The organism is Novosphingobium sp. BL-S-21, assembly GCF_055521655.1.
Window position 1 is genome coordinate 376,865 of the sequence record NZ_JBVFVP010000003.1, and the last position, 26,394, is coordinate 403,258.

The following is a 26,394-nucleotide window of genomic DNA, read 5'->3' on the forward strand; positions in this document are numbered from 1 at the left end:
ACAGACTGTCTCGGCAATCAGGAGACTTATCATGCGTGTATTTCTGACCGGTGCGACGGGGTTCATTGGCTCCCACATAATTCCTGAACTTCTCGGCGCCGGGCATGAGGTGCTTGGTCTCACCCGTACGGACGCTGGCGCCGGCCAGCTTGAGGCGGCCGGCGCAGCGGTTCATCGTGGTGATCTGGAGCAGCCCGAGACGCTTGCCAAGGGCGCGGCATCGGCCGATGCAGTGATCCACTGCGCGTTCGATCATAATTTCGAAACCTTTGCGGAGAATGCCAAAAAGGACGCGCGCAATATAGCTGCGATCGGCACGGCGCTGGAGGGGACGTACAAGCCTATCCTGATCACGTCGGGAATTGGCATTGGTACCCCGCTGAACGGCGGCCCAGCGACCGAAGACATACTAAATCCGCGCCACGCCAATCCTCGCATTGCAACGGAGCTGGCCGGTGCGGCGCTGACCGCGCAGCGAATCGACGTGCGCACGATCAGGCTGCCGCAGGTGCATAATACCCTCAAGGCCGGCTTGGTCACGCCGCTGGCGGCCGAAGCGCGCAGGGCGGGAGCGGCAGCGTATCTTGGAGATGGTCAAACCCGGTGGGCTGCAGCGCACGTCAGCGATGTCGCGAGGCTCTATGTTCTCGCGTTGGAAAAGGGCGAACCGGGCGCGCGATATAATGCGTCAGTGGAAGAGGGTGTCACTGCGCGGGCGATTGCCGAGGCGATCGGACTGCGCGTCGGTTTGCCGGTCCGCTCGATTGGGCCCGAGGAAGTCAATCGATACTTTGGCTGGATGGCACCTTTCGCAGGATTGGACATGATAGGGACGAATGCCTGGACCCGGGAGCGTCTTGGATGGAATCCCAACGGCGTAGACCTGTTGTCCGACCTAGCTGTCATGGATTATGCCTTGCCTGTTGAAAGGATTGCCCCGATCGCTGGAATGTGAAAGGCACTCCTTCGCGGCTCCTATGGAAGCTGGCAGCTTAATCGCCCAGCGGTCTGTCGCCATCGAGACAGCCCGCGGTGAGCCGACTCAGGGAGGCGTCCTGGCATCACTGAACAGAAGGCGATCGAGCATGGACCTAAAAAACCTCAAAGCAGCCCCGCCGCCGAAGTGGTGCTGCGCCTCGGCTAGCGCGGCGAGGACACTGCCCAGGACCAGCGCACTGGTTCCGAGCAGGACGGTCACTCTGCTGGCGTGTTCGATGTCACTGGTCCTGGGTAATCTTGGACGTCTGGATCGACATCGTCTTGGCGGGGGGCGTGAACTTGAAGTCGGAAATCTACAGCGCCAGCGCGGTGTTCCATGTCAGCTCCGCCGAATATGAAGGATGCATGCTGTCAATGCGGTCGGTGATGACGATCTCAAGCGGCAGCGGGATCTTGCCGCGCGCGATCCAGAGCTGCCAGTCGAGGTCGGGACCCTGGAATGCGAACTGCTGCGCGAAGTCACCGTGACCCTACGGGCCTGCATGAAGTCTCTCCTCTATGTCTATCCCAACGGACCCCTTGGTACGAAATCCGGGGAACCCCTTGGTCCGTGAGTAAAGGCCGTGAAAGGGCGGGGCGCGAAGGGGGCGCCGCTACAAGGACATGGTCGGAAGGATCGCCATGCGTAGCAGCCCGTATACGCAGGCGGCGGCGCCCAGCAGCGTCAGTGCGCCGGCCAGATGTTTGCGGTCGAAAGTCTGCGCGATGCCGCCGATAAACAGGCTCAGCGCGAAGATCACCGTCGCGGCGACATAGGCGTCGCTGATGTCGTTGAAGCGCTGGCCCCGCTCGAACTGTTCGTCGGCGCGCTTGTCAAGCGCCGCGGCCTCGACCGCGAGGCGAGGGGCGTATTCGCGCATCACGAACGGTGAGTGCGGCGCCTTGGGATTATGCATCGGCTCCAGCGCGATCCAGGCGTCGAACGCCTGCCGGAATTCAGGGCGGAAGCGTTCGTAGTAGAAGCGCTGCAACAGCTGGTCCTTGCTGGCATAGGCGTTGAGCCACTGCGTGAAGAGAAACAGGTCCGCGCCTTGAAATTGCCCGTTTTCCGTCGCGAGAAGACCGGCACGGGTGCGGGTAGCTCCTGCTTGCGTATAGGCGGACGCCTGCTCCCCGTCCCATAGCGCGGCCTGGAAGGTCGCCCACGAAGTGAGGAGGGCAGAGATTGACAGCACGATCGCGGCCAGTGTGTCATAGGCCGCGCCCGAGCGCCACCAGGGTTCTTTTTCGGTCATGGCGCCGATTGTGGCGGACGCTTCCGCCGTGGCTATCGGGGGCAACCCGAGCCCCAATCATGAAAATGACTGAGCTGCGGGAATGACTCAGCTGCGGAACGGCCCGCGCGCCATCGAGGGCGTCCGTGCGCCGCCCTAGGGACAACGCTGACAGACCGGCGTGATCCTGTAGAGCCGGGCGCAGCGCAACTTCGGTTCGGCGCTGATCCTATTGGGCGTGCTGCTGCTGGTCGGTGGCATCGTGCGGCTCCTGCAGCATGTCTACGAACTGCGCGGGGTGCGGCATCTTATGGCGCAAGACGGCTGGTCCATGCCAAGACCCGGTTAGTGATTCCGGCCAACCTAATGATGGCGGTGCTTCTGGTCGCGCTCTGCGTTGCGGCGTTCATAAGCATCGTGTTCGACTTCGCGCTGTCTCAATGACCATGGCCACGTGCCCGCAGCATGCCGGGACGGGGCCATGGAATGGATCCCGGGCGGCCACTTCGCGATGTGTTCCAACCATCACTATCCCAAGGAGAAGACCGAGCGCATCGTGGAGGTGCCCGGTTTCTGGATCGACCGTGCTCCCGTGAACAAAGCCCAGTTCGCGGCCGAGACCGGCCATCGCACCTCGGCCGAGATCGCGCCGGACCCGCGCAACTATCCCGGGGCGCTGCCGGAGATACTAGTACCGGCTTCGCTGGTCCTCCAAGGACTCATCCGCCCCGTCGATGCCAAAGGGCCCGCTAGCCCGTGGTGGGACTATCGCGCCGGTGCTGACTGACCTCGTCCCGCCGGTCCGCCAGCCGCATCGACGCCCTCCCAGACCACCCGGTCCGCCATGTCGCACTCGCCCGTCGAGGCATACGCCGCATGGACGGGCCTGTCGCTCTCCTCCGAGGCGGAGTGGGTGTTCGCGGCTCGCGCCGGCGGCAAGGGGACCGAACTTGCCTGCGGCGACGACCTCGTCCCCGACGTCCATCACGCGAACGTGTGGCAGGGGCAATCCCCTTACGCCAATACATGGGACGGCGGCTGGCTGCGAACCTCCGCCGTGGGGAGCTATCCGGCCAACGGCTACAGCCTTGTTGATATGATCGGCAACGTATGGGAATGGACCGTCGACTGGTGGTCGCAGCCCCGGCGGCGGGAAAGCCTACGGTGGGAGTTGCTGCGGTGGCCAGAGGCCCGGCGACGGCGGCGAGGCGATCAGCGTCGATCCTGCCGATCCCCCCGCCATCTCCCGCCACGTTCTGAAGGGCGGGTCAAACCTGTGCGCTCCCAGCTCTCGGCGGCGTTCCCGCCCGTCGGTCCGCCTCGCACATCCAGTCGATACGTCCACGTCGCATATCCGCTTTCGGTGCGAGGCAAGGCCGGCCGCCTAATCCTGAGAGGCGGGTGCCGGGCGGTGCGTCTTCATTGCCAACTGGTAGACGATCAGCACCACCATCCCCACCAGCGTGAACAGGAGGACGGCCGCCGTCACCGGCTTGGCCGCGTGATTGGCGCCCGCCAGCGCCAAAGCGATGCCGGGGTGGCGCAGCGAGGCGGCGACGGCGAGCGTCGGCCGGTCTTCGTCCGCTGGCCCTCCCAGGAAGTGTCCTCCTGCCAGCGCTATGACGACGACGATGGCCATTGCAACCATCGTGCCGTCACCGATCAGCTTGCCCATCTCGGGGGCCACGCCAATCAGCAGGGGCACGAATGCAACCACCAGCAGGACGTTGGCGACAAGGAGGACAGTGCGCGGCAGGGCGGGCGAGGCCTTCGGAAACAGCCAGCGACCGATGGCGAGGCCAATCGCGAGCGGTACCACCAGCCCGACGAAGATGTTGCGCGCCACGATGCCGATGGGGAACTGTGCGTGGACATCGTAGAGCCGGGCGCCCAGCGCGCCGAGCGCCGGCACCGTTAGAAGCGCCATCAACGCGGCGGCGCCCTGCAGTCCGTAAATGTAGCCTGCGTTGCCGCCCAACTTCATCGCCTTTCCGGGCATCAGCGGCGGAACCGGGGAGATCGCCATCAGGAAGATGCCGGCCTTGGCGGCATTGGAGATCGGAAAGGCCGACACGGTCGCGATCGCAGTAATTACCGGGATGACGACAATGGCCACGAAAGCGCGGGCCAGCAGGGAGGGGTGGGCCACGACGGAAGCGAAGTCCCCGCGCGAGGACGCGATTCCCGCCGCGACGACGAGTAGGGCCAGGCTCACAGTCAGTAGGATGGGCAGCAGGTGCTTGAGAATCTCCATGGGCGGCTCCTCTTCGAGAAGGCGCCATCATCCGGGTTCCGCCGCCGGGTTTTCATCGGGGAAACCCCGCAGCATGGCCGCGAAATGCCTGCAGATCGGATAATCCTTTATTCCCCATCAGGAACATCCCCAGTGGCGGGGTTCGGCTATTCGGTGCACGCTTCCTGACCGGTTTACACAAATGCCCGGACAAGGAGGCAGTCATGAAAAAAATAGCGGTCAGCGTAGCCCTAGGGGTCTCGCTCGTGGCCATAAGCGGTAGTTCACCAGGCTCGAGTGCGTGGGGGCAAACTAACGACCATGCACCAGCAGAGCTAAAATCGGCCGAGGAATTGAAACACGACAAGAAGGAGTCGTGGACCTACATCAAGCCCGACCTAAGCCTTGGAAAGTACGATGCCATCCAAATCGTGCCCACAGAAGTTTATCAGGGGCCCGATGCGCAGTTCGACAACATCCCGATGGCGGAGCGCGAGAAGTTCGCTGGCATCCTGACCGAGGCGCTGAAGGAGAAGATGGTGAAGTCGTTCAAGGTCGTGGGTGCACCCGCGGCCGACGCAATGCGTCTTAAGTTCACCATTGTCGGGGCAACAAAGACGACCACGGGGGTGGGCACCGTGTCCTCGGTCATGCCGATCGGTGCGCTGACCAATGCCTACAAGAGCATCACCGGGCAGAAAGGCAGCTTCTCCGGCTCGGTCTTACTGGCCTTTGAGCTGTTCGATTCCAAGACTGGAGAGTTGCTGGCCGCCGCCGTACGGCGCGAAGCACCCGACGCTCTCGATATCACCGCCACGCTTTCCACCACTGACACCGTAAAGGCGGTCGCCTCGGCAGTGGCTGACAAGCTGCGCGCGCGACTGGCTGCGGCGAAGTCCGCCGCCCCTGGAGGTCGCTAACCCTTCCTAAAGAAGGAAATGAGCGAAGAAAATTCTTGGTATGCGCTCGAGGGATATTTGCCCCGTTGGGCCGAAAAATAAATGGCCACCGTTCCATGCCTTTGCGGCGGCCAAGATCGCGGACACGCGAAGCGAGCAGGTGAGAATGAGCCTCGTTCCGTGGCGGATGCGCGAGGACCGAAGGCGATGCTGGATCGCTGGCGAGGCAGCGGCTGTGCACTGCGCTGCAGTGCCTCGGCCTAGGATCCGCCTCCTCAATGTTGAGTTTCAAGGATCAATGGTTCACTAGAACGGGGCACGCGACGATCATCGGCCTGGGACATATGGGAAACGTCTCGGGAAACTGAATGTGAAGCACGGCCACCAGCGAACGGTGCGATTGAGCTGCATGGGCGGCATAGGTATGACCTTGCGCTCGCACCCCGCGCCATCAATGGAATGACGAACGCAAAATTGGACCAAACCGGCTTCAGAAGACCTCGCCAATGCCGAAATAGATTGCCTGCGAGTCTTTGCCTATCGCCAAGTCCAGCCTCAGATTGATGCCAGTTTCCTTTGACGCCTTATAGCGCACGCCCATGCCGGTACTGGGTAGCATGGTGGTATCCGCCAGATCACCGAGGCTTTTGGCGATGCCGCCGACACCGGCAAACCATACCGCCCCGAACTTCTCGTTGAGCTTCTGGCGCCATTCAAGCTGCGCTGCCCAGGAGGCGCGGTCGCGGTAGCGTCCCATCTCGTAGCCCCGCAGTTCACCAGCCTGACCGTACATGCACAAGTCGTAGAATGGTCCGCCCTTCGATACCGCACATACCGTGCCATTGACCGCCAAGGTCCCCGTCGAGGTCACCGGGAAGTAGCCGTTCGCCGCGAACTGCCACTTGTTGTACGTGAAATCGCTGCCAAGGTCCTTGAAGTTAAATGTGCCGACCAGCGTGATGTCAGTTCCGGTGCGGGGGGCGAACTGATTGTCCCGGCTGTCGTAAGTGATCGAGGGGCCGATTCCGGAAATCATGCTCTTGAACTCGGGGAGTGGCAGGTCGGCATCGGGAAACAGTGGGTTCTCGCGCCGTATCTCGTTGTCGAGGTCCATCACCTGGTACCGCCCGCCGACATAAAGGTAAGGCGCGACGCGGTACTGGCCTTGCGCCAGTCCCATGATACCTTTGTCGACCAGTTTAATCGACACGTCACGGTCACCGGCCGATCCACCGATGCCGTAGAAATTGATGTTGATGTTGGCATAGCCCCCAAACAGCAGGACCTTGAACCGGTCATCCGCGAGTGACATGCTGTGGAAGGCAGCGCCGCCCCAGCTCTTGTTGCTGGTGTAGAGACCTCCCGCACCCGTGACCCAGGGCGAGTCGCTTCCGTTCGGATTGTAGAACATGACGGCCGCTCCCATCAGACCAGCGCCCAAGGTTGGATTTGTTAGCGGGATCGGCACAACCAGCAGCTCGGGCTTCATCGTCTTTAGCTTTTCCGGGTCTTCTTCCGCGGCGGCTCGCGCGGTAGAAGCGGTGACGGAGCCAGTAGCCATCTCCGCGACCTGGTTCTGCGCCAGAGCTGACGTCGGCAGGCCCATCGCGAGGATGGGTAGAAGTACACCCAATCGGGCCGAACTCGTGTGCGCGACCTTGGACATTCGTTTTCTCCTTACAGTGCGCGTGCGCTCCAGCCGTTATCGCTCCGGCCCTTTGTCATTCGGCCGCGTGCGGAGGCATGATCATCTTCAGCGGCAGCGAAAGGCTGACCATTACCGCGCTCCCTTCGAGCCGGCGCTTGGCGTCGAATTCCTTGAAGGCCCGGACACGGAACGTGGCGGGGCTGCGGCCCATGACGGTATTGTAGGCGGCAGTGACACCAACGCCTGTCACCTCGCCTTCGTTGGGGCCGAGCACTGCGCCGGGGCCGCTGTCGGCACTGATCTGGTTATAGTAGTAGCCCTGCACGCCGGCAGAAAATTTAGGCGAGAAGGTCTTTTCGATCGCCGCTTCCACATGGAATTCGTTGCCGCTGTCGTAGTCGGTGTACCTGTTAGTGCCGTTGAAGGTCACGCCCGCCTTGGCGCTGACGTCCCAGCCCGACTTTGTGTCGTGCCAGCTCGCCGCCAGCGAGACGTCGGCAGCCCAGCGATGGAACGAGAGGTTGGCGAGCTGATCCTCGCGGTAATGGCCGACGGGCACGTTGACGAGGGTGCTGGCGGTGACGTGCAGGTTGTCCCATTTCCAGCCAAGTTCAGCTGTGGCGAGCGGGTCGCCTACTGTCAGTGTGCTGTCGTGCCGGGACACTTCCAAAACTTGCCCGCGCGGGCCGCTCAGGACGGCAGAGGCATCGACCATGGGAGCGCCGATGGGCAGGGCCAAGCCCAATGCTACCGTCCCGCCAAGAAAGTTTGTCGAAGGAACCCACAAGGCGGTGGTGAACTGCGCCACGATCGTCGCATCGAGGCCCAGAACGACTTTGCCGCCCACCACCAAGCTGCGATCCGCCCCGATGTCGCCGTCGTAGTAGTAATAGGTATTGTCGAGGAACAATCCCTCCACCGGAGGCAGCAGGGCCGCCTCCGGCCCTCCCGATCCCAGCAGGTAGACGGAGCTGCCACCCTCGGCGGCATTCGCTGGTTGGCTAAGGAACGCCAGGCCGCTCAAGGCGGCCACGGCCATGACGTTCAGCATGCCACGCTTCGATATCCTTTTGTTCATGGGGGCTCTCGGTCCGCTGCTGGAGCGGACAGATTGCGACAGGGGGGGACGGGGCTGAACTGGTGATTTCCCGCGGATTCGCTTCGGGCTATCCGCATGGCCGGTCGGACCTGCGGGTTATTCCGGAACAAGCTGGGGACCGCCGAATGGTCTCACGCCCGTCAGGCAGCCTAGCGGCGCCCGAAGTATCGCCTCAGAATTCGGCTAGGCCATCCTGCACTGACGTCACGAGGCGTGCCAAGGGCGTGCGCATGGGGCCGCTTTGATTACCTTTGCCGAGAGACGCCGGCGCCTTGCCCACTGCGCTCTGCCGTTCACTGGTTCTTCCAGCCCCGTCTCGCCGACTGTTGTGCCATACCCTCCTCACATGAGGAGTTCAGGGTCAAGGGGGTCATTTGTCGCCACCGCTTTCTCCTTTGCTGCGATCCATGGTCTAAACCCACTGACAAATACCGGCCCGGTGCTGAGCCTGGACCACCTCCCATTCGCTCGCCGCTCTAGGCGGCTGCACCCCTACACTCATCCTGGGCCGGGCCGAGGAGACCACTCTTCGACTCGGGTGTTTCGGCCATCAAGGGTACCGGCCTCGCTTGCCAAGAAGAGGCAATTTCCTCTCGATACAGCCAAATAAAATACTTTATCAATTGCAGGTGTGTTAAGATAAAATATTGATAAATCCATAAACCGGAGAAATATCAAGAGACATCTTACTCCTATTTGGAAATTAAACCATGGACCTCAACGAGTTACTCTACCAGCATCAGCTGGCGCTTATAAACGCGAGGGCTTCACATCCCGGTGAGAATCGGGAAGCCTATTCTAGGATCGCAGCCCATTACGCAGCAAGACTGCACGCTTATCGCAGTCGTCGCCATATCCAGCAGTATTCTGAAACTATGGTCGCGGATGAGCTGAGATCGCCTTTAGCTCACGCCGCCGTCAAAGCCGACGAGGCAGCGCTTTCACTCGAGGAAGTTGAAATGATCAGTCTTGCCGCTGCCAGACATGGCGGAACCACGGAAGAGCGGAAGGTCCTGGCGTTGGAAATGATCGCCGATCAACTGCTTCTTATCCATGCCGACCTATTGGCTATCGATGCCCATTCTCAGCAAGATATCACGGAGCAAAACGGTTCGCCGGATTTAAGCAACACACAAGACGTGGACGGCTGGGAAAATGAGGGAGGGCATTTGGACGCCCCTGCGACTGGACTGCCGCATGGCGTTACGAAGAGAACCACGAACGTATATTCCGTCGGACCCTACGTGTATTCCGATCTCTCCTCTGCCTTGGCGGAGGCTGCTAGGCAGAGGCACCACTGATGCGCCGCCTATTATCCGAAGGTTGTTTTGCGCTGCGGTGCGCCAACTCAGTATTAGGGCATCGAACGACGTAATCGTCCGCTTGTCATTCGGCCGTAGACGAATTAAAATTCAACTTTCTCTACCTGCCATGGTTGTGTGACTAGCGCAGCTCGAGGGCGACGAGCAGGCGCCATTTTTGTCTCCGCTACGCCATAAGGTGCGTCAGCGGGTCTGTCCGGGCTATATCGCAGGATTGATCAGGCCCGCGGATCGCAAGAGCGTGCAACCGATGGCGGCTCGCGATGGCGAGTTTGGCTTTGATCAAATTCATCATTTCGTTACAGAAGGGCTTTGGAGCAGCCCTTCACTACAGGCCGTTCGTCTGCAGGAAGTTGATCGTTTGGCGGCAGACAACGCGACCTATCTGGTGATTGACGATGCCGCATTATCGAAGAAGGGCGATTACGCGGTTGGCGTCGCGGCGCAATATGTCTTTGAATTCTGAAAGACCTCGAACTGTCAGTCTCTCCTTTCGGTGATCCTGGCGTCGAGAGAGGTTCCCGTGATGAGACTTACGTCTCTTTTTTCCCAAATGCTGGACGGTCGATGTCGGACGCATGGAACGGGCCCGGGTGGATTTTGCGGGAGATAGATCAGCGCGAGAAACCTTCGCCAATCACGAAAAAAGGCCGTGTCAAGATCGGCCTGATAGTTTGGAGAAGATGCCTGAAAGGCTCGCGCATGCTGCAAGTGCGAAGATGTTTCTGCAAGTGCTAAAACCACCGCATCGGATCGAAGATCGATAGCAGCGACGCCCTTTACGAAAACTCGCCGAGGCCCGGGCGAGGCCAGTGGGCCTCATCGCTAAGACTGCGACGGAAATGGCGTTTGAAGTTGCGGCTGAACGGCGCTGGCCTGGCATAGCAACCTGCATTGAGACTGCCGTGGTGGACGTTTCACTACGTGCGATCCTCGTGCAAGGGCACGGCTTTGATGTACTGCATGGCCGAACCTTCGGTAAGGGCTTAGAATTCAATATTGTATGAAGCCACGCTCGTCCCCGCTGCCTGAACGAGGGCGCGCGCGGTAAGTCCTTCGTGGTTGCGTTCGCGGATCATGGACAAACTCTTCACGATCCGACCTGCCGTTCCCGCGCGCTATAAGGCAGCCACAAATGGCCTGGATTGCGGCCATAACATCGCGGGGAACGGCAGTTCGCGAAGGAGGCCTCGGCCTAGGACAGTGCATTCCTGCGGCGCCTAAAGCTTCTCCAGCAATCGTCGAAAAACATCGCGGACGGATGGGTCCATCGGACTCGACACCAGACTAAGTGCGGATTCCGATGATCCCGGTCGCCTGTTCCAATCTGATCCCGGCCATCATTCCGATTTGATCCCGGCCGGGTAGAAGCCAGATCGTTTCGCTTGATGGCATTAGGGATTGACGGTGGTCAAGCGGCGGTTTGGGTCGCAGGCCGGCGCATGGATTCACCCTCGAGTTCGAGGCGGTGTGCATTGTGAACGAGGCGGTCCAGGATGGCGTCGGCGTATGTCGGATCGTTTATGGTCTGATGCCAGCGGGCCACGGGAAGTTGGCTGGTGACGAGGGTGGAGCGCTGACCGTAGCGGTCTTCGAGGATTTCCAGGAGATGATGGCGGGCGTTGCCGTCGAGCGGCTGAAGGCCCCAATCGTCCAGGATCAGTAGCTCCACCCGGGCGAGGCTTTTCAGGCGGGCGGCGATACGGCCGTCACCTTTGGCCAGCGTGAGCTCGTCGATCAGCCGCGGCAACCTCGTGTAGAGAACCGAACGATTATCACGGCAGGCCTTGTGGCCGATCGCACAGGCCAACCAACTTTTGCCGATGCCGGTCGGGCCGATGATGGCCAAGTTCTCGTGCCTGGATATCCAGTCACCGGCGAGCAGCGTTTCGAAGAGCCGGCGATCAAGGCTGCGGCGTGTTCGATAATCAACATCCTCAGGCACGGCGCGGTGCCGCAGTTTGGCGTGACGCAGGCGCAAAGCGAGGCGTCTGTCATTTCGGTAGGTGGCCTCGTGGTCGAGCAGCAGCGCCAGCCATTCGGCATGGCTGAGGCCATCTGCATCGTCGTTGCCTTCCATCTCGGCGAAGGCCTTGGCCATGCCGGCCAGGCCAAGCTGGCCCAGAAGGTCCAGAGTGGGATGCTTCAGCATTCTTGCTCCTTCAGTTGTAGTAGCTCGAGCCGCGGATGTTGGAGTGGATGATCGGCTCTTGCTCGGGGGATTGGGGAACAGGCACCTGATCGAGCCCCTTCTCGAGGATCGATTTGACCGACGGATAATTGCGCGCCTGGATTTCCAGCGCGCGCAGCGCCGCGGCTTCGAGCCGCTGGGCACCGAAGCGTTTCTCGAGCCCGATGATGCCCAAGCATGACCGGTAGCCCTGTTCGGGATGGGGCTTCGCCTCGATGACCTTCTCCACCAATAGGGACAACATCGGCCCGATCCGGCTTGCCTCTTCGCGGATCTTTGCCGGCGTCCATTCGCCGTAGCGCCGATGGCTGGAGGGCATGTGCTCGGGGACCGTAGTGTGCCGGCCATTCCCGCTGCCGCGCATGTGCACGGCGATGCGCTCGCCTCCCAGGAAGATCTCTACCGTGCTGGCAGTGAACCGAGCTTCGACCTCGCGGCGGGCGAAGCGATGCGGGACGGAGTAATGATGCCGATCGATCGCGATATGATAATCGAGCCCGACGCGGCAGCGGCGCCATTCGGCATGAACCCACGGCTCTGCCGGCAGCGGCTTGAGGTTTGGAACATCGACTTCGTTGAACAGCTGGCGGCGTGTCTTGCCGAACTGGCGCAGCACCCGCCGATCATTGAGATCGGCAAGGCATTCGGCGATCGCTGCGTTCACCTCGGCGAGGCTGTAGAAGATCCGGTTACGTAAGCGGCCTAATAGCCAGCGCTCGACGATACCGACGCAGGCCTCGACCTTGGCCTTGTCCCGCGGCCTGCGCGGCCGGGTCGGCAGGATCGCCGTGCCGTAATGCCGGGCCATGTCCGTGTAACTGCGGTTCACCTGAGGATCGAAGTGACAGGCCTTGATCACCGCCACCTTGGCATTGTCGGGCACCAGCAACTGGGGCACGCCGCGGAAGAAGGCGAAGGCAGCATTGTTACCCGCGATCCAGTCAGGAAACTGCTCGGTCCACGTCGCCAGCGCAAACGACAGGCTCGATCCGCCCATCACGGCGACGAAGATGTGGGCACCGCGGACTTCCCCGGTCCGCCGGTCCACCACGACCGGCACCGTATCGCCAGCGTAATCAAGGAACAGCTTCTCGCCCCCGGCATGGCTCTGGCGCATGACCAGCGGCAAGCGGCCTTCCCAGCGGCGGAACAGATCGCAGAATCTCGAGTAGCGATACCCGTCCGGATGCTCGGCCCGATACTCCTCCCAGAGCACCTGCAGCGTCACGTGTTTGCGCTTCAGTTCGCGCGCTACCACCGGCCAGTCCGGCTCCGGAAGCTTGCGTCGTCCCGGCTTTACGCCGGAGGCGCCATACAAGCGTCCCTCCAGATCTATGTCGCCGATCTCCGACGGAACCGGCCACGCCAATCCCGAGCGATCGAAGCGCACGATCATGTCGCGCACTGTTGATCGAGCAAGGCCAGTCAGTCGGGCGATCTCGCGCATCGGGACACAAGCCTCCCGATGCATTCTCATTACTTCGCGCACATGGCGCATCTTCGGCCTCCTCGTCGGCATCTCCATCCTCCGGCTGCTGCGCCGATAAGATGGACCCAACGATCGGGCTTCTCACTCCCTCCCGGGTGGCCGGGAATTGCTCGGAATGGTGGCCGGCATCATCTCGGAATCCCGGCCGGGATCAAATCGGAATGGTGGCCGGGATGACCCCGGAATCCGCAGACTAAGCGCTTGCTCACGGCGATGCGGCATGTCCGGCATGTTGATTGCGTCGGCTATCTCGGCACCGAGAGGAGATCGAAGTTGAAATAGATAGCCAGCAACGGCCGACCGGGATCCGCGTGCGAGGACATGCGGAATGGGGCGCGGAGCCCCGTGCGCGCGCTATCCCGAAAGTCTGAAGGTAGGCAAGCTGTGGATCACGTCCTTCGGACAATCGCCAATGATACTCAGTTTTTCCCGATCCTAACCGGGTTAAGCGCGGCCTAGCGTCCTCCTCACTAGCACCTCTATGCAGTGCGCATTCATGTTGGGGAATCGTGTGTTTCGTGAAAAGACGGTACCATCGTGGACATATCGAGCCTGGAGCCTGCTTGGATGCTTAGCCGCCGTCGCGGTCCCGCTTTCAGCATCAGCACAGGCTACGGCGTCTCAAGCTGCAGACGAACACGAAGAAAACAGCGGACAAGACCCCACCAGGCCGGTCACCAGGTTCGACGTTCGTCTGAAATACCAGAACCAGCCCAATGGCCTTGATGCGGAGACACTGACCCTTCGCGCGGACAAACCGTTCATGCTTGGCGGAGGCTGGAAGCTCAGCACGCGCGGCGACATACCCATCGTCCGTAACGAAGCACTGACGCTGGCCGATCCTGACGGCAATCACAAGGTCGGCCTGGGTGATGTCCTGACACAAGCCCTTTTCATCGCGCCCCCGCGCGGACCTGCGACCATGGCCCTTGGGACGCAGCTAATCATCCCGACTGGGACTGACGACCGGTTCACCACTGGCAAGTGGCAGCTCGTTCCGACAGCCGCCATCATTTACCAACTCCCCGACATCAGCCGCGGTACCTTTGTCGGCCTGATTGTACGGGATACCTTCAGCTTTGCGGGGAAGGACGACCGGGCCGACATCAACGTGGTCAGCGTGCAACCGATCTTCAACTGGCAGTTGCCGGAGAAGTGGTTCGTCACGTTCAGTCCCGAGGCGAAATTGAACACCAAGGACGACTGGCGGCTTTTCCTCCCGCTCGACGCCACCATCGGCAAGAAGATCAATCCGACGACGGTGATGTCGCTGCAAGGCGATGTGGCGCTGGTGAACGACTACAAACAGTACGACTGGCAACTAGAGTTGCGCATCGGCTTCTTTTTCTGACCATAAGATGTTCGCCAGCGGCGAAAATCTTGAGCCTGTCGAGATTAAAATGGTCTCAAGTGGCTGCAACGTCCTCGCTCTGCTGGCAGCCGGAGGCTTGGCGGGCCTGATGATGGGGGCACCGATGCCCGTCCCCACATGACCTCGCGCTTCGCGCCCCAACATCCTCTTCATCCTCGCCGACAACCTCGGCTACGGTGACCGTGGTGTTTATGGGGCGGGGTTGCTTGACGAGCGCATTATTCTCAAGCAGCGGTGTATGCCAGTGGCTCGACGCCCATTATCGCCGTGCGGCCGCCCAACTCAAATATTTGGAATTGGTCGTTCCTTCAAGACCCCCAAACCTAGCGAGAGAAAAGCTGCTGGTGGGCACGGATTCGCTCCGGAACCGTCCGAATATCGCGATCCAAGGGTGAATGCGGGCGATAACGGGTTTTCAGCCGATGATACGTTTGATTGCAAAGGCCCCGCCTATTAGAAGGTCACCGTCTTCAAGGATGGTGGTGATGCCGCCGAAAGCATTCCACATGGCGCTGTCGTCCGGGAACACCCAGCGTGCCTTGACCTCGCCTGTCACCCAGTCGAGACCGGCATATTCGTAGGTTAGGCCGCGTTTGTTGGCGGCATACAGCAGGCCTGTCGCTGCCGATACGACTGGCACCATGATATCACTGTTGTCGATCTCGGCGTTAAGCCAGTCTTGTTCGAACCGGCGCGTCGCAGGATTCCAGTTGAACTTCTAGATGCCCTTTGGGGCCGGGCGGGTGACCCCCGCCATAAAGCCGTTATGGAAGCCTGGCTCGGGGAACGGCTCGGGATAAGTGCTGTTGACGACGGCCACGCCGTAGCCGAGAACGTTGGGCGACGGTTCGATGGTAGCCTTCGAAATCTCGATCCTGGCCTGATCCGCGATGCGGCGCGACTTAGTGCCCGGCTTCTGCTCAAAATCCTCGGGAATGTCGTCGCGCCAGAAGGCGACGAGGTTGGTGCCGCCCTCTGCTCCGTCCGCGATAACAACGAGCTTATCCGGGTCGTCGCCGAATCCCATCAGAGTGGGCGTCGTCCCAGATCCTCGCGAGATCGATCCCAGCGCGAAGGCTTTTTCGTCAGGCATCCATTCGTAGCCGGATTCCCAGGCGCCATCCTCCTCTTCGGAAGAGAGGTTCTTGCCGTTCCAGACGACCTTGAGCATCCTGCGCGAGGTTACGACGTAGATGCCGCCGTACTCGTCGACAGGGACGGCATTGTCGACGGCTTCGCCCGAGAAGGCCACGTACGACTTCACGGCAAGATCGCGATCGAGAATGATCACCGCGCCGGGAGCGGCGGCGACCAGGAAGCCGTCATAAGTCATGCTCAGCGCGATGATGCGGCTGACCGACTGTGCGACGTCTGGGGGCACGGCCGCTGCCACGTCGGCCACCTTCACGATGCGGGCGGGCGAGCGGACCTCGTTGTCATCAGTGCATTTTAGCACTCGCGTGCCGCCGAATACGCAATAGTGGAAGCCGTCCCGGTCGAACAGGTTGTAGACGCCGTTAATACCGATGGCGTGAGTGAAGCCGATGTCGTCGACGCCGCGGATGGCCTCCATCAATTTCGCATCGTCGCCCTCTCGGCGCGCCTTGTCCCATTCCGCGAGTAGACCTTCGACCGTTGCCTCGTCGGCACCTTCAAACACCTCTTCGAAGCCGGGATAGGCCATGTAGGAAATCGATTCGATCGCCTTGCCAGTGAGGAATAGCTTTCGCAGGCCGAACATGCCGCTGGCGAACGCAACCGTATCGCTCCCGATCTTCTTCAAAGTGGGGTTCGAAGCCATGAAGTTGCGAACGAATTTTGCATCGTCGCCCTTTACGAGGGTCTTTCCCTGTATCGGGCCTGCAATGGCCACGGAATCCGTCGCGCCTGGGTTGAAGTGGGATGTAGGATAGACGCTCGGCGTCAGCCACGGGTTGGGTGCGGGCATATTCGCTGCAAGCTTTTCATGAGTGTCTGACATAGGGCGCCTCCATTTGAGGATGACGATTGACGAGATTCTCTCTGACCACCATCGGGTATTTACGGTAAAAGCCGAGGGGGCTTCCCCATGTGGAGGAAAGCGCGGGGCATTGAACGATCGCAATCGCTCGATCAGATTTTCGGGAAGGGCGGCTGATCGCCGTTAATCGCTCCGAACCTGACAGTCGCCAGTCGGCCACCTTCCCTGCCGATTGGGGCGACGATGCCGAACTCCGCTATGTGCGCCCGCAAGGCGGTCGATAACTGGGTTCGCTGACGGTTAAGTATTAGGCGAACACAATGCGGCATCACCGCACTTTGTTGCTCTGGTGACCTAATTCCAACGAACCGCATGGTCGGCCGCGTTGCTTCGCAGATCGCCTCAGCGTTCGCTGCATCTTTCTTTCCGCGTTTGACGAACGGTCACATTACTGCGCGGGCATCAACTCTTCATCATGACCAAGGGCGATGAGTTGTACGCGCTCAGAAGTCTGTTGATGCGCACGCCTTGATTCCGATCAAGCAAAGCGGCAGTTTCGCGAAGAATGTCAGGACGCGACTGCGCGTCAATTGCTGGCGCAGTACCGCTGCACCATCAGCATCCACACCGTGCAATGGCACACGTTCTTCGCCAGATCCAAACCTATCGTCATGGCTGTTCCCATCCCGGCTCTCTTCCGCCTCATCCGCTGGTCATCCTGCGGGAGGGTTCGAGAGCCGTCACGTTATCATTCACAGACGATCAGCCACCAATATTCCGGTCGCAGCTGTTGCCCGTCCGCCTTTCCCTTCCACACACAAAAGATGGCCGATTGACGAATGTCCGCTTCAGAATGGAAATGCGAGCATGTCCGACGTTCCTGCGGCGTCGAATTCCAACTAGCTCACGGCATTTATCATTTAGGCGAGCGGCCTGTTCTAGAGGAACCTACCGATCACCAGAATGAAATTGAAATTACCTTTGTAACCTCGGAAGGATAATCGATGTTCGAGGACGGAGAATTATGGTGACAGGTAGATCAGGCCTTCGATGACGTATTTTCGACTAGGTCGGCAATACCCGCTTCTGCGGTGATCACCATTCCCGCGACTGATGCCGCATCCTGAATGGCGCAGCGGGCAACCTTGGTGGGGTCGATGACGCCGGATTGAAACAGGTTTTCATAGCGCTCCGTCTGGGCATTGAAGCCAATGTTTTCATCGCCACCCTCAAACAGCCGCCCGGCAACGAGGCTGCCGTCGTGTCCGGCGTTTTCCGCGATCTGGCGGACCGGAGCCTGCAAGGCGCGGCGTACGATCTCGATGCCGCGGGTCTGGTCGTCGTTCGCGCCCTTCATCCCGGCCAGCACCTTGGAGGCGTAGAGCAGTGCGGTGCCGCCGCCCGGCACGACCCCCTCCTCGACGGCGGCACGCGTCGCGAAGAGGGCGTCGTCGACCCGGTCCTTGCGCTCCCTCACTTCGACTTCGCTTGAGCCGCCGACCCTGATGATCGCGACGCCGCCAGTGAGTTTGGCCAGGCGCTCCTGAAGCTTCTCCTGGTCGTACTCGCTGGCGGTGTTTTCTATCTGCCCTCGGATCGCCGTGATGCGTCCCTTGATCGCATCGGCGGTGCCGGCGCCATCGACGATGGTGGTGGTATCCTTGTCGATCGTCACCTTTTTGGCCGTGCCCAGCATGGCGAGCGTGATGTTTTCAAGCGTGATCCCGAGATCTTCTGAGACGACTTCGCTGCCCGTCAGGACCGCGATATCCTCCAGCATGGCCTTGCGGCGATCACCGAAGCCTGGTGCCTTTACCGCGGCAACATTCAGGCTACCGCGCAGCTTGTTGACGACTAGCGTTGCCAAAGTCTCGCCCTCGACGTCCTCGGCGATGATGAGCAGCGGCCGTCCGGACTGGACGACGGCTTCGAGCAAGGGAAGGATCGGGGCAAGCGCTCCCAACTTCTTCTCAAACAGCAAAATATGCGGATCGGCCAGTTCAACCGTCAGTTTCGCGGGGTTGGTCACGAAATAGGGCGAAAGGTAGCCGCGGTCGAACTGCATGCCCTCGACGACATCGAGCTCGAATTCGACGCCGGAGCCTTCCTCGACCGCAATGATGCCTTCCTTGCCGACCTTTTCCATAGCTTCGGCGATCTTGCGGCCAATGATTTCATCTCCGTTGGCCGAAATGGTACCGACCTGCCCGACCTCGTCCGTTCCCGCCACGGGCTTGGACCGGGCCTTGAGTTCGGCGACCACTGCCTTGACCGCAATGTCGATGCCGCGCTTCAGGTCGATCGGATTGGACTGTGCAGCGACCGATTTCATGCCCGCGCGGACGATCGCCTGCGCGAGCACGGTGGCGGTGGTCGTCCCATCGCCCGCGTGATCGTTGGTCCGCGATGCTACAGTGCGCATCAGCTGCGCGCCCATGTTTTCGAACTTGTCGACGAGGTCGATTTCCTTGGCGACGGTGACGCCGTCCTTGGTGATACGGGGCGCGCCGTAGCTTTTGTCCAGCAGCACGTTGCGGCCCTTGGGGCCAAGCGTCACTTTCACAGCATTGGCGAGAGTATCAACGCCTCGGCTGAGAGATTCGCGGATATCGCGCGAAAATCGTACATCTTTGGCGGTCATGGTCGTTATCCTTCTAGGTGGAGATGTCGACTTCGCCGGGAAGCGCCGGCCCGCTGACAACTCAGCCAAGAATGCCGAGCGCGTCGCTTTCCTTCATGATAACGGGGTCTTCGCCGCCCACCTTGAACTCAGTGGGGGACCATTTGCCGAGCAAGATGCGGCAACCGCCTCGACGTCAGGCGCAATAATCGTCCCGTCTTCCCCTCTGGTGCCCGAGCCAACGGACACGATCTCGCCTCCCTGCGGCTTTTCACGGGCATTGTCAGGAACGATGATGCCGACGGCGGCCCTCTTGGGTGCTTTTAGCCGGCGTCCGAGAACGCGGTCGTCCAAGGGGCGCAATGTCATGATGGAGCGATCCTGTCGCTGGGCCGCGACTAGGCGTCGCTTTCACAAGAGAGGCCAGCGCCGCGCGTTGCGATCTGGCAGTCACGATGAAAGAGTGCCAGTTGTTTGTATATGGGCAGGGCGGATTTCAAATCAAGTATGGCATTCGCTCTGCCGAAGCTCAGAGCGACCATTCTGGCGGATGAGATCAGAAATTTCGGACGATTAGGCGCATTTTCCCTGAACCATCCCATAGCTTTTCACCAATCTCGCCCGCATGAGCCGGACCTGTTTCATCTTTCAGGGCCCCAATAAAGCTATAGGTTGCCTCTAAGGCTTCCGATTGCGGAATATTCGCAACAAAGCTTTCAGAGTGAAGCTTGCATGAATTTAATCGTCACTGCGGCTCCTCACTCCCCCCGTGTGGCCGGGACAACCCCGGAATCCGCGCGCTTCCTCCGAAACATCATTGCGATGGCCAGCAGGGCTACAGAAGATATTCCATGCTATTATCAGAGATCAGTCGCTAGCAACCTCTGCAATGCTCAAGGCCGAGGCGCCGCTTTGGGGGATGACGATAGCCAAATTCCGAAGCGCTGTCGCCATCCCCAAAACGAGAGCCTTTGGAAGGCCGGTCAAAACCGAAAAAAAACACGATGCTCGAATTAGGCTCTGGCATTGGTGGAAGTAACCTTTACCAATGAAAGACGGTATCGGTACATCGACGTTGTTGGGGGGGAAGAACATGCGGCCGACGAGACGGACGATCCTGGGTGTAGGCCTTGCCGGAACGGCTGCATCGCTGTTTACCGGAATTTCAAATGCGGCATCGACGGTGCGGTCGGTGAAGGTGCCGCCCCCGCAAAAATTCGTAGGGGACTGGGCTTCGTTAACGGCAGGATATAGCGCACCCGACTGGTTCCGTGACGCGAAATTCGGTATCTGGGCGCATTGGGGTGCTGCATCCGTGCCGGCCGCAGGCGACGACTGGTATGCCCGGGACATGTACCTTCAGGGGCATCCATCATATCAACACCATCTGAAGAATTACGGACATCCTGCAGATAGCGGGTTCATGGAAATCCAGAACCGTTGGCGAGCAGAGCGTTGGAATCCAGCGGAACTTCTTGATCTCTACAAGCGAGCCGGCGCTCGATATTTTATGGCAATCGCCAATCATCACGACAATCTCGATTGCTTCGCCTCCTCTCACCATGAATGGAATTCGGTTCGAATAGGACCGCGCAAGGATGTCATTGGTACGTGGGAAAAGCTTGCGCGTGAGCGTGGGCTGCGTTTTGCCGTATCAAACCATTCCGGCCATGCCTGGCACTGGAACCAGGCGGCTTACGGCTATGATGCCGAGGGATCGCGGCAGGGACAGCGTTACGATGCCGCCAGACTGACAAAGGCCTCCGGGCGCGGTACTTGGTGGGAGGGACTGGATCCGCAGCAACTCTACACGCGGGCGAGCATGGCGATGCCAGATGGCATCACTTCAATTGCTGAGGCGGACGCGTGGCATGCCGCGACAGATGGATTGTGGAATGAGGGCGTGCCGCCCGATCCTGAGTTTGTGCGGCGGTGGGTGCTGCGATGCCAAGAGCTGATCGACAAGTATCGGCCCGATATGCTTTACTTCGACAACCATGACCTGCCGTTGCAACAGGCTGGGCTCGACATGGCCGCGTATTTTTACAACCGGAACATGGAGTGGAACGGCGGGCACCTCGAGGGTGTGGTCACAGCCAAGGAAACGCCTCCGCAGCGGCGGATGGGTCTCGTCGATGTCGTCGAGCGGGGCCAGAAGAGCTATATCGACCAGTTTCCCTGGCAAACGGAAACATGCCTCGGAAACTGGTTCTACGGCGAGGAATATTATCGCAAAAACCTATACAAGACCCCAGCCAAGGTCATTCATACCTTGTGTGATGTAGTTTCAAAGAACGGTAACTTGATGCTGAGCGTGCCAATCCGGGGGGATGGTACTATCGATGAAAAGGAGCGGCAGATCGTCGAAGAGATCGCGACGTGGATGGGCCGGTATGGAGAGGCAATCTACGGCACCCGCCCGTGGCGTTTGCATGGAGAGGGATCAGCGGTGAACGGCGGCGGAGCTTTCTCGGAGGGTGGTCAGACCTCCATCTATACGGCAAAAGACGTGCGATATGTGACGCGCAATGGTGCGGTTCACGCACTGATCCTGGGTTGGCCTGAGGAAGGCAGAGTGCGCCTAACGCTGCTTGGAAGCAGTAATCCCGTTGGTAGAGGCGAAGTATCTCGCGTGACGCTGCCTGGCAGCGAGCTACCTCTTCCATTCACGCGATCGGCCGACGCGCTCGAAGTTCGTGTGCCCGATACCTGCCGCAACTCTATCGGACTCGCTCTTGTCATCAACGGCACCGGACTGGCAACGTAATTGAGAGCTGCGAATGGCGCTCGAAGCATCCGGTTTCCCTATGCCTTTGACCGAAGTCTTCCACGAACTTCCGCTTCCCGGATTGGAGGGCAGAAAGTCGCGCGCCTGAATCGGCCACGGAACACGATTCAAGGTTTCGTGAGATGTAGCGGAGACTTCGCGGAGCGGGGGCCATAAATCCACGGGGAACGCTACCAAGATGCATGGGTTTCTTGGAATGAACCTTAGGACCGGATCATGGCCGAAGCGACCTTATGCCACAGCACCTACTGATCACCGGCGCGAGCATCGCTGGTAACGCAGCCGCCCTCGCATTGATGAGGCGTGGGTTCGATATAACCGTTGTGGAGCGCGCACCCGAGTTTCGTGATGGAGGCCAGAACATTGATATTCGCGGGGTCGGGCGCGAGGTACTTCAGCGGATGGGTCTCGAGGCCGAGGCGCTAAAGAAAGGTACAGGTGAGGAAGGGACAGCATGGGTCAATGCTGACGGGAGCGAGGCTGCACGCTTCCTTGTCAGCGAGATCGAAGGAGACGGCCCAACGGCTGAAATTGAAATCCTGCGGGGCGACCTGGCTCGCTTGCTTTACGATGCAGCCAGACATGACGCGCGCTTCCGCTTCGGCGATCATATTGTCAGGGTTGACGAGATTGATCAGGCCATTTCAGTTACATTCGCAAGTGGCGCAACCGGCGATTTTGATGCGCTGATTATCGCGGAGGGCGTTGGGTCAGGCACGCGAGAACTGGTCTTTCCTGGTGAGAACGAGCCGCGCTGGATGGACCTGACTATCGCCTATTTCACTATTCCCCGGACGCCGGACGATGATCGAATGTGGCGGTGGTACAATGCGCCTGGCAAACGCAGCGTATCACTGCGCCCAGACCGCCACGGCACGGCACGCGCGATGTTGTCGATCTTTAAAGAAGCCGATGGCGCGCAGGATTGGAATACAAAGCGTCAGAAAGCCTTCCTGCGCGATTGCTTTGCGGATGCCGGGTGGGAAACACCGCGCATTCTCGAAGCCATGGACCACACCGAAGACTTCTACTTCGATGCGCTGCGCCAAGTGAAGATGCCGCGCTGGTCTTCAGGACGTGCGGTGTTGACGGGCGATGCGGCTTGGTGTGCAACCCCACTGGCAGGGATAGGAGCTACACTTGCCGTGACCGGCGCTTATGTTCTTGCCGGAGAACTTGCGCGCGCAGATGCCGTGGCAGAAGCTTTCGCTGCCTATGAAACGCAGATGCGGCCGATGGTGGAGGATGGACAGGGCGTCCCCAAGATCGGACCGCGTTTGATGCATCCTCAAACCCGCCTGGGTATTCGGTTGCTGCATGGCATGCTCGGTCTCGCTAGTCTTGACCCGGTCCGCAATCTCTCCGCCAAGATGTTCAGCGGCCCAGGCAAGGAAGTCGACCTATCTCGCTACCCCGAAGTGTGATCGGCAAGTTCCAACGCGGCGTCGCTCGAAAAGCGGCCGGGCATGTCAGCGTCTTCTGCTCGTTGCTCTGGTGCCAAGTTGCTCGAGAGCATCGGGATTGCTGCGGCCCCATGCGTAGAGCAATTCAACCGGCTCAACGAAACGCACGCCCAGTTCTGTAAGGCGGTATTCCACCGCTGGCGGCATATCGCTTTGGACATGGCGGCTAATCAAGCCGATCTCTTCCATATCTCGTAGGGTCTGCGTCAGCATCTTCTTCGAGATGCCTGGAAGGCTTCGCTGCAGTACGCCAGTGCGGCAAGTGCCACCATGACGAGCGTGCAAGGTGTGCAGCACCATGCTGGTCCATTTGGTTGCGAACAACGAGAGCACCCGGCGCGGGGCGCAGTCTTCGCGCCACTCTTCTTCAGCCGTACCTGGGAACATAGCTGGTAACCTTTTGGTGCCTAGTGACCTATTTGGTGCCGTCTAGAAGCAAACGCGCTTCGTGCCTAGTTGATTTGCCCATGCACGAGACGAAGGAAATGAAGATGGTGAAAACGGCCTTGGTAGTGGGGGCAAGCGGGATCGTTGGAAACGCAACGGCGACATTATTAGTCGAGCAAGGTTGGAAGTTATATGGGCTGGCCAGGCGGCCGATCGAACAGGACGGCGTGATCCCCATTGCCGCCGACCTGCAGGACGAGCAAGCGACCGGTGCCGCGCTTGCGGATATTGATCCTGACGCAATCTTCATCACTACCTGGCTACGCCAAGACAGCGAGGCGGAAAACATACGGGTGAATGCGAACATGGTTCGTAACCTGCTCGCCAGTTTACCGAGGGCGTCCGGCTCCCGTCACGTAGCGCTGGTTACTGGCCTCAAACACTACCTTGGCCCATTCGAGGCCTACGGAAAAGGCATCCTGCCCCAGACGCCTTTCCGCGAGGAGCAAGGCCGGCTCGATGTCGAAAACTTCTACTATGCTCAGGAAGATGAGCTTTTCGCCGCGGCTCGGCGCGATGGTTTTACCTGGAGCATTCATCGTCCCCATACCGTCATAGGTAAGGCGGTCGGCAACGCCATGAACATGGGAACGACCCTGGCGGTTTACGCGGCTTTGTGCCGGGAGTTGGGACGCCCATTCACCTTCCCGGGCTCCGCGGCCCAGTGGAGCGGCTTGACCGACATGACTGATGCTCGGCAGCTGGCGCGCCATCTCCTTTGGGCGAGCGAGACCAAACCTGCGCACAACGAAGACTTCAACGTGGTCGATGGCGATGTATTCCGCTGGCAGTGGATGTGGGGCCGCATTGCAGATTGGTTCGGCATCGAGCCTGTACCTTTCGATGGGATTGTGCGGCCTTTGGAAATGCAGATGGCGGATGATGCCAAGGTCTGGCGCAAGATTGCCGATCGGGAAGGCTTGGCCGAGCCTGATTTGTCCCGTCTCGCATCTCCTTGGCACACCGACGCAGATCTTGGCCGACCGATCGAGGTGGTGACAGACATGTCGAAAAGCCGGCGACTTGGCTTTACGTCCTATCAACCCACCGATGACGCCTTTTTCGCGTTATTCGAACGGCTTCGTTTGGATCGTCTCATTCCCTAGGGCATCGCCCGAAAGAGAGACATTCAAGTCTTGAATTGGGGAAGCGCGGGTATTCCAAGGCTAAACGCCAATTGGTCGGATCAAAGCCATTCCCAACGCCGGCCGCTGCTGGCAGCTTCCACGGGAACTGCCATCAGCCTTAAGCTACATGAACGAAGATATTATCCTGGCCCAACTTGTTCGGCTCTGAGAAGTGCCCGGGTTTGTCTCAACAGCCTTGACGCCTGATAGGCTGATCGTCTGCGGGTTGGTTGTTCACGCTGCGTCATGGAGGGCGAGCGTAGCTGGCCGGAGCGACGCCCCGCAAGTCGCGGCCAATTCACGCTGCCACGGCCTGCGGCAGATTGTCAAAGTAGGTTTGCTCGGGCGTACGCCCGCCGACGCTTGCGCCGGCCACACAGCGTGCTGGCAAGCGGGATCGGTATTGTTTTGTTTATCACGCTCGCCAGCTGGGCTATCGCGCCGCAGCGGGCGCAATGGGCAACGGGCAACGGGTAATGGGCGAATACACCGGAAAGGCGGTGTCCCAAACGAAACGCCTCTTGCATCGACCTTCTGGCGTTTCCCCCGCGCGATCAGTTTTAACCCCCACGCTGTGATGCTCACTCGGTCGGCGCCTGAGCTGCAATACTGCGAAGTGCCTGCTCGAACGCCTCAGGCGGCTGCCCTCCACTGATCAGATAACGATCGTCGACCACGATTGCCGGAACGCTGTTTATCCCGCGCGACTGCCAGAGAGCTTCCTCCTCCCGAACCGCTTCCACATAATGCTCACTCTTGAGAACCTCGCGCGCGCGCTCGCTGTCCAAGCCCGCCGCCTGGACCGCCCTCATTAGCACATGATGATCCGAAACATTGGCACCCTGCGTGAAATAGGCCTCGAACAATGCAAGTTTCAGTGCGGTTTGATCTCCAAGCTCGCCTGCCCAGTGCAGAAGCCGGTGGGCATCGAAAGTGTTGAAGATACGGCTGTCATTCGTCATCTTGATCGCGAAGCCGACGCTTTGCGCGCGGTCGCGGATCGCAGCACGATTGGCGGCCGATTGCTCGGGTGTCGATCCATATTTCTCTGCAATATGTTCTCCCAGATCCTGACCTTCGGGGCCCATCGTCGGATTGAGTTCGAAGGGCCTAAACTGGATGTCTGCCAAAACTTCGCCTTTGAGGCGGTCAAGCGCGATCTGAAGCCCCTTCAAGCCGATAATGCACCAAGGACAGGCAATGTCGGAAACGAAGTCGATTTTGATACGCTGCGTCATCGACAAATCCTTCTTGTGCTTTTGGCCGGCTCAACCATTCGATCTGGGTATAAATAGGAGAGGTGTCGCTGCGCGGGGAGGGGGCGCGGCCGACATTGGGCTAAAAAGGGGCGGCGCACATTCCTTCTGCAAGAAGAACTTCGTGTCATATTTCAAAAACTAAACAGACACATCCCACGCTTTCGTGCCATTTCCGTCATCAACGAAGACCAGGCGGTGATGCTGCATCCTTCCGCGCTGATACCACCAGCTGCGGGAGACAGCACAACAAGGTTCAGGACATAC

Annotated in this window: 21 protein-coding genes and 2 pseudogenes; 10 read left to right on the forward strand and 13 right to left on the reverse strand. The window is 60.0% G+C overall.

Annotation, left to right across the window (positions count from 1 at the left end; genetic code table 11):
- The first annotated feature begins 31 nt into the window (after positions 1-31).
- Positions 32-955, forward strand: coding sequence for an SDR family oxidoreductase (locus ACZ1J6_RS24070; protein ID WP_132269446.1), 924 nt, complete (start codon positions 32-34; stop codon positions 953-955).
- Between the two features lie 337 nt (positions 956-1,292).
- Here ACZ1J6_RS24070 and ACZ1J6_RS24075 read toward each other — a convergent pair whose 3' ends face one another.
- Positions 1,293-1,406, reverse strand: a complete 114-nt coding sequence (locus ACZ1J6_RS24075) for a hypothetical protein (RefSeq protein ID WP_465128847.1) — start codon at positions 1,404-1,406, stop codon at positions 1,293-1,295.
- 186 nt (positions 1,407-1,592) lie between these two features.
- Entirely contained in the window at positions 1,593-2,234 is a 642-nt protein-coding gene (locus ACZ1J6_RS24080; RefSeq protein WP_132269444.1) for a hypothetical protein, read from the reverse strand.
- A 460-nt stretch (positions 2,235-2,694) separates the two neighbouring features.
- Here ACZ1J6_RS24080 and ACZ1J6_RS24085 point away from each other — a divergent pair, with 460 nt between their 5' ends.
- Complete coding sequence (locus tag ACZ1J6_RS24085; RefSeq protein ID WP_465128807.1) at positions 2,695-3,000, forward strand: SUMF1/EgtB/PvdO family nonheme iron enzyme; 306 nt, start codon at positions 2,695-2,697, stop codon at positions 2,998-3,000.
- Between the two features lie 57 nt (positions 3,001-3,057).
- Positions 3,058-3,309, forward strand: a pseudogene (locus ACZ1J6_RS24090) (SUMF1/EgtB/PvdO family nonheme iron enzyme); the annotation flags it as partial.
- A gap of 288 nt (positions 3,310-3,597) precedes the next feature.
- Here the strand turns inward: ACZ1J6_RS24090 and ACZ1J6_RS24095 are convergent.
- Complete coding sequence (locus tag ACZ1J6_RS24095; RefSeq protein ID WP_465128808.1) at positions 3,598-4,467, reverse strand: Na+-dependent transporter; 870 nt, start codon at positions 4,465-4,467, stop codon at positions 3,598-3,600.
- 203 nt (positions 4,468-4,670) lie between these two features.
- On the opposite strand from ACZ1J6_RS24095, the gene ACZ1J6_RS24100 reads away from it, so the two are divergent.
- Positions 4,671-5,366, forward strand: a complete 696-nt coding sequence (locus ACZ1J6_RS24100; protein ID WP_465128809.1) for a DUF3313 domain-containing protein — start codon at positions 4,671-4,673, stop codon at positions 5,364-5,366.
- A 469-nt stretch (positions 5,367-5,835) separates the two neighbouring features.
- Here the strand turns inward: ACZ1J6_RS24100 and ACZ1J6_RS24105 are convergent, their stop codons facing one another.
- Together ACZ1J6_RS24105 and ACZ1J6_RS24110 are read right to left on the reverse strand one after the other, a co-directional pair.
- Entirely contained in the window at positions 5,836-7,011 is a 1,176-nt protein-coding gene (locus ACZ1J6_RS24105) for a BamA/TamA family outer membrane protein (RefSeq protein WP_465128810.1), read from the reverse strand.
- 55 nt (positions 7,012-7,066) lie between these two features.
- Positions 7,067-8,071 carry a SphA family protein gene (locus tag ACZ1J6_RS24110; protein WP_465128811.1) on the reverse strand — a complete coding sequence of 335 codons (1,005 nt, stop codon included), beginning with the start codon at positions 8,069-8,071 and terminating at the stop codon, positions 7,067-7,069.
- A gap of 731 nt (positions 8,072-8,802) precedes the next feature.
- On the opposite strand from ACZ1J6_RS24110, the gene ACZ1J6_RS24115 reads away from it, so the two are divergent.
- Both ACZ1J6_RS24115 and ACZ1J6_RS24120 read left to right on the forward strand, forming a co-directional pair.
- Complete coding sequence (locus ACZ1J6_RS24115) at positions 8,803-9,393, forward strand: hypothetical protein (protein WP_465128812.1); 591 nt, start codon at positions 8,803-8,805, stop codon at positions 9,391-9,393.
- A gap of 199 nt (positions 9,394-9,592) precedes the next feature.
- Complete coding sequence (locus tag ACZ1J6_RS24120; protein WP_465128813.1) at positions 9,593-9,880, forward strand: transposase; 288 nt, start codon at positions 9,593-9,595, stop codon at positions 9,878-9,880.
- Positions 9,881-10,825: 945 nt separating this feature from the next.
- Here ACZ1J6_RS24120 and istB read toward each other — a convergent pair.
- Both istB and istA read right to left on the reverse strand, forming a co-directional pair.
- Complete coding sequence (gene istB / locus ACZ1J6_RS24125) at positions 10,826-11,566, reverse strand: IS21-like element helper ATPase IstB (protein WP_021235376.1); 741 nt, start codon at positions 11,564-11,566, stop codon at positions 10,826-10,828.
- A 10-nt stretch (positions 11,567-11,576) separates the two neighbouring features.
- Complete coding sequence (gene istA / locus ACZ1J6_RS24130; RefSeq protein ID WP_465127791.1) at positions 11,577-13,103, reverse strand: IS21 family transposase; 1,527 nt, start codon at positions 13,101-13,103, stop codon at positions 11,577-11,579.
- A gap of 487 nt (positions 13,104-13,590) precedes the next feature.
- Between istA and ACZ1J6_RS24135 the strand changes: the two genes are divergently transcribed.
- On the forward strand, positions 13,591-14,445 hold the full coding sequence (locus tag ACZ1J6_RS24135; protein WP_465128814.1) for a transporter: 855 nt from the start codon (positions 13,591-13,593) through the stop codon (positions 14,443-14,445).
- 436 nt (positions 14,446-14,881) lie between these two features.
- On the opposite strand, the gene ACZ1J6_RS24140 is transcribed toward ACZ1J6_RS24135, so the two are convergent.
- The 4 genes and pseudogenes from ACZ1J6_RS24140 to ACZ1J6_RS24155 form a co-directional block, all read right to left on the reverse strand.
- Positions 14,882-15,109 carry a hypothetical protein gene (locus ACZ1J6_RS24140; RefSeq protein ID WP_465128815.1) on the reverse strand — a complete coding sequence of 76 codons (228 nt, stop codon included), beginning with the start codon at positions 15,107-15,109 and terminating at the stop codon, positions 14,882-14,884.
- 75 nt (positions 15,110-15,184) lie between these two features.
- A complete protein-coding gene (locus tag ACZ1J6_RS24145; protein WP_465128816.1) occupies positions 15,185-16,339 on the reverse strand; it encodes a hypothetical protein in 1,155 nt (384 codons plus the stop codon).
- Between the two features lie 1,126 nt (positions 16,340-17,465).
- The gene (groL, locus tag ACZ1J6_RS24150) at positions 17,466-19,067 is read right to left on the reverse strand and encodes a chaperonin GroEL (RefSeq protein ID WP_465128817.1); all 1,602 of its coding nucleotides are present in this window, start codon (positions 19,065-19,067) and stop codon (positions 17,466-17,468) included.
- Between the two features lie 61 nt (positions 19,068-19,128).
- Positions 19,129-19,415 (reverse strand): annotated as a pseudogene (locus ACZ1J6_RS24155) (co-chaperone GroES).
- A gap of 679 nt (positions 19,416-20,094) precedes the next feature.
- Here ACZ1J6_RS24155 and ACZ1J6_RS24160 point away from each other — a divergent pair.
- Both ACZ1J6_RS24160 and ACZ1J6_RS24165 read left to right on the forward strand, forming a co-directional pair.
- Positions 20,095-21,813 carry an alpha-L-fucosidase gene (locus tag ACZ1J6_RS24160; RefSeq protein ID WP_465128818.1) on the forward strand — a complete coding sequence of 573 codons (1,719 nt, stop codon included), beginning with the start codon at positions 20,095-20,097 and terminating at the stop codon, positions 21,811-21,813.
- A gap of 254 nt (positions 21,814-22,067) precedes the next feature.
- Entirely contained in the window at positions 22,068-23,258 is a 1,191-nt protein-coding gene (locus ACZ1J6_RS24165; RefSeq protein ID WP_465128819.1) for an FAD-dependent monooxygenase, read from the forward strand.
- 45 nt (positions 23,259-23,303) lie between these two features.
- Here ACZ1J6_RS24165 and ACZ1J6_RS24170 read toward each other — a convergent pair whose 3' ends face one another.
- Positions 23,304-23,684, reverse strand: coding sequence for a winged helix-turn-helix transcriptional regulator (locus tag ACZ1J6_RS24170; protein WP_132269424.1), 381 nt, complete (start codon positions 23,682-23,684; stop codon positions 23,304-23,306).
- 104 nt (positions 23,685-23,788) lie between these two features.
- Between ACZ1J6_RS24170 and ACZ1J6_RS24175 the strand changes: the two genes are divergently transcribed.
- Positions 23,789-24,850 (forward strand): SDR family oxidoreductase, encoded by a 1,062-nt coding sequence (locus tag ACZ1J6_RS24175; protein WP_465128848.1) that lies wholly within the window; start codon positions 23,789-23,791, stop codon positions 24,848-24,850.
- A gap of 602 nt (positions 24,851-25,452) precedes the next feature.
- Here the strand turns inward: ACZ1J6_RS24175 and ACZ1J6_RS24180 are convergent.
- Entirely contained in the window at positions 25,453-26,109 is a 657-nt protein-coding gene (locus ACZ1J6_RS24180) for a DsbA family oxidoreductase (RefSeq protein WP_465128820.1), read from the reverse strand.
- Positions 26,110-26,394 lie beyond the last annotated feature (285 nt).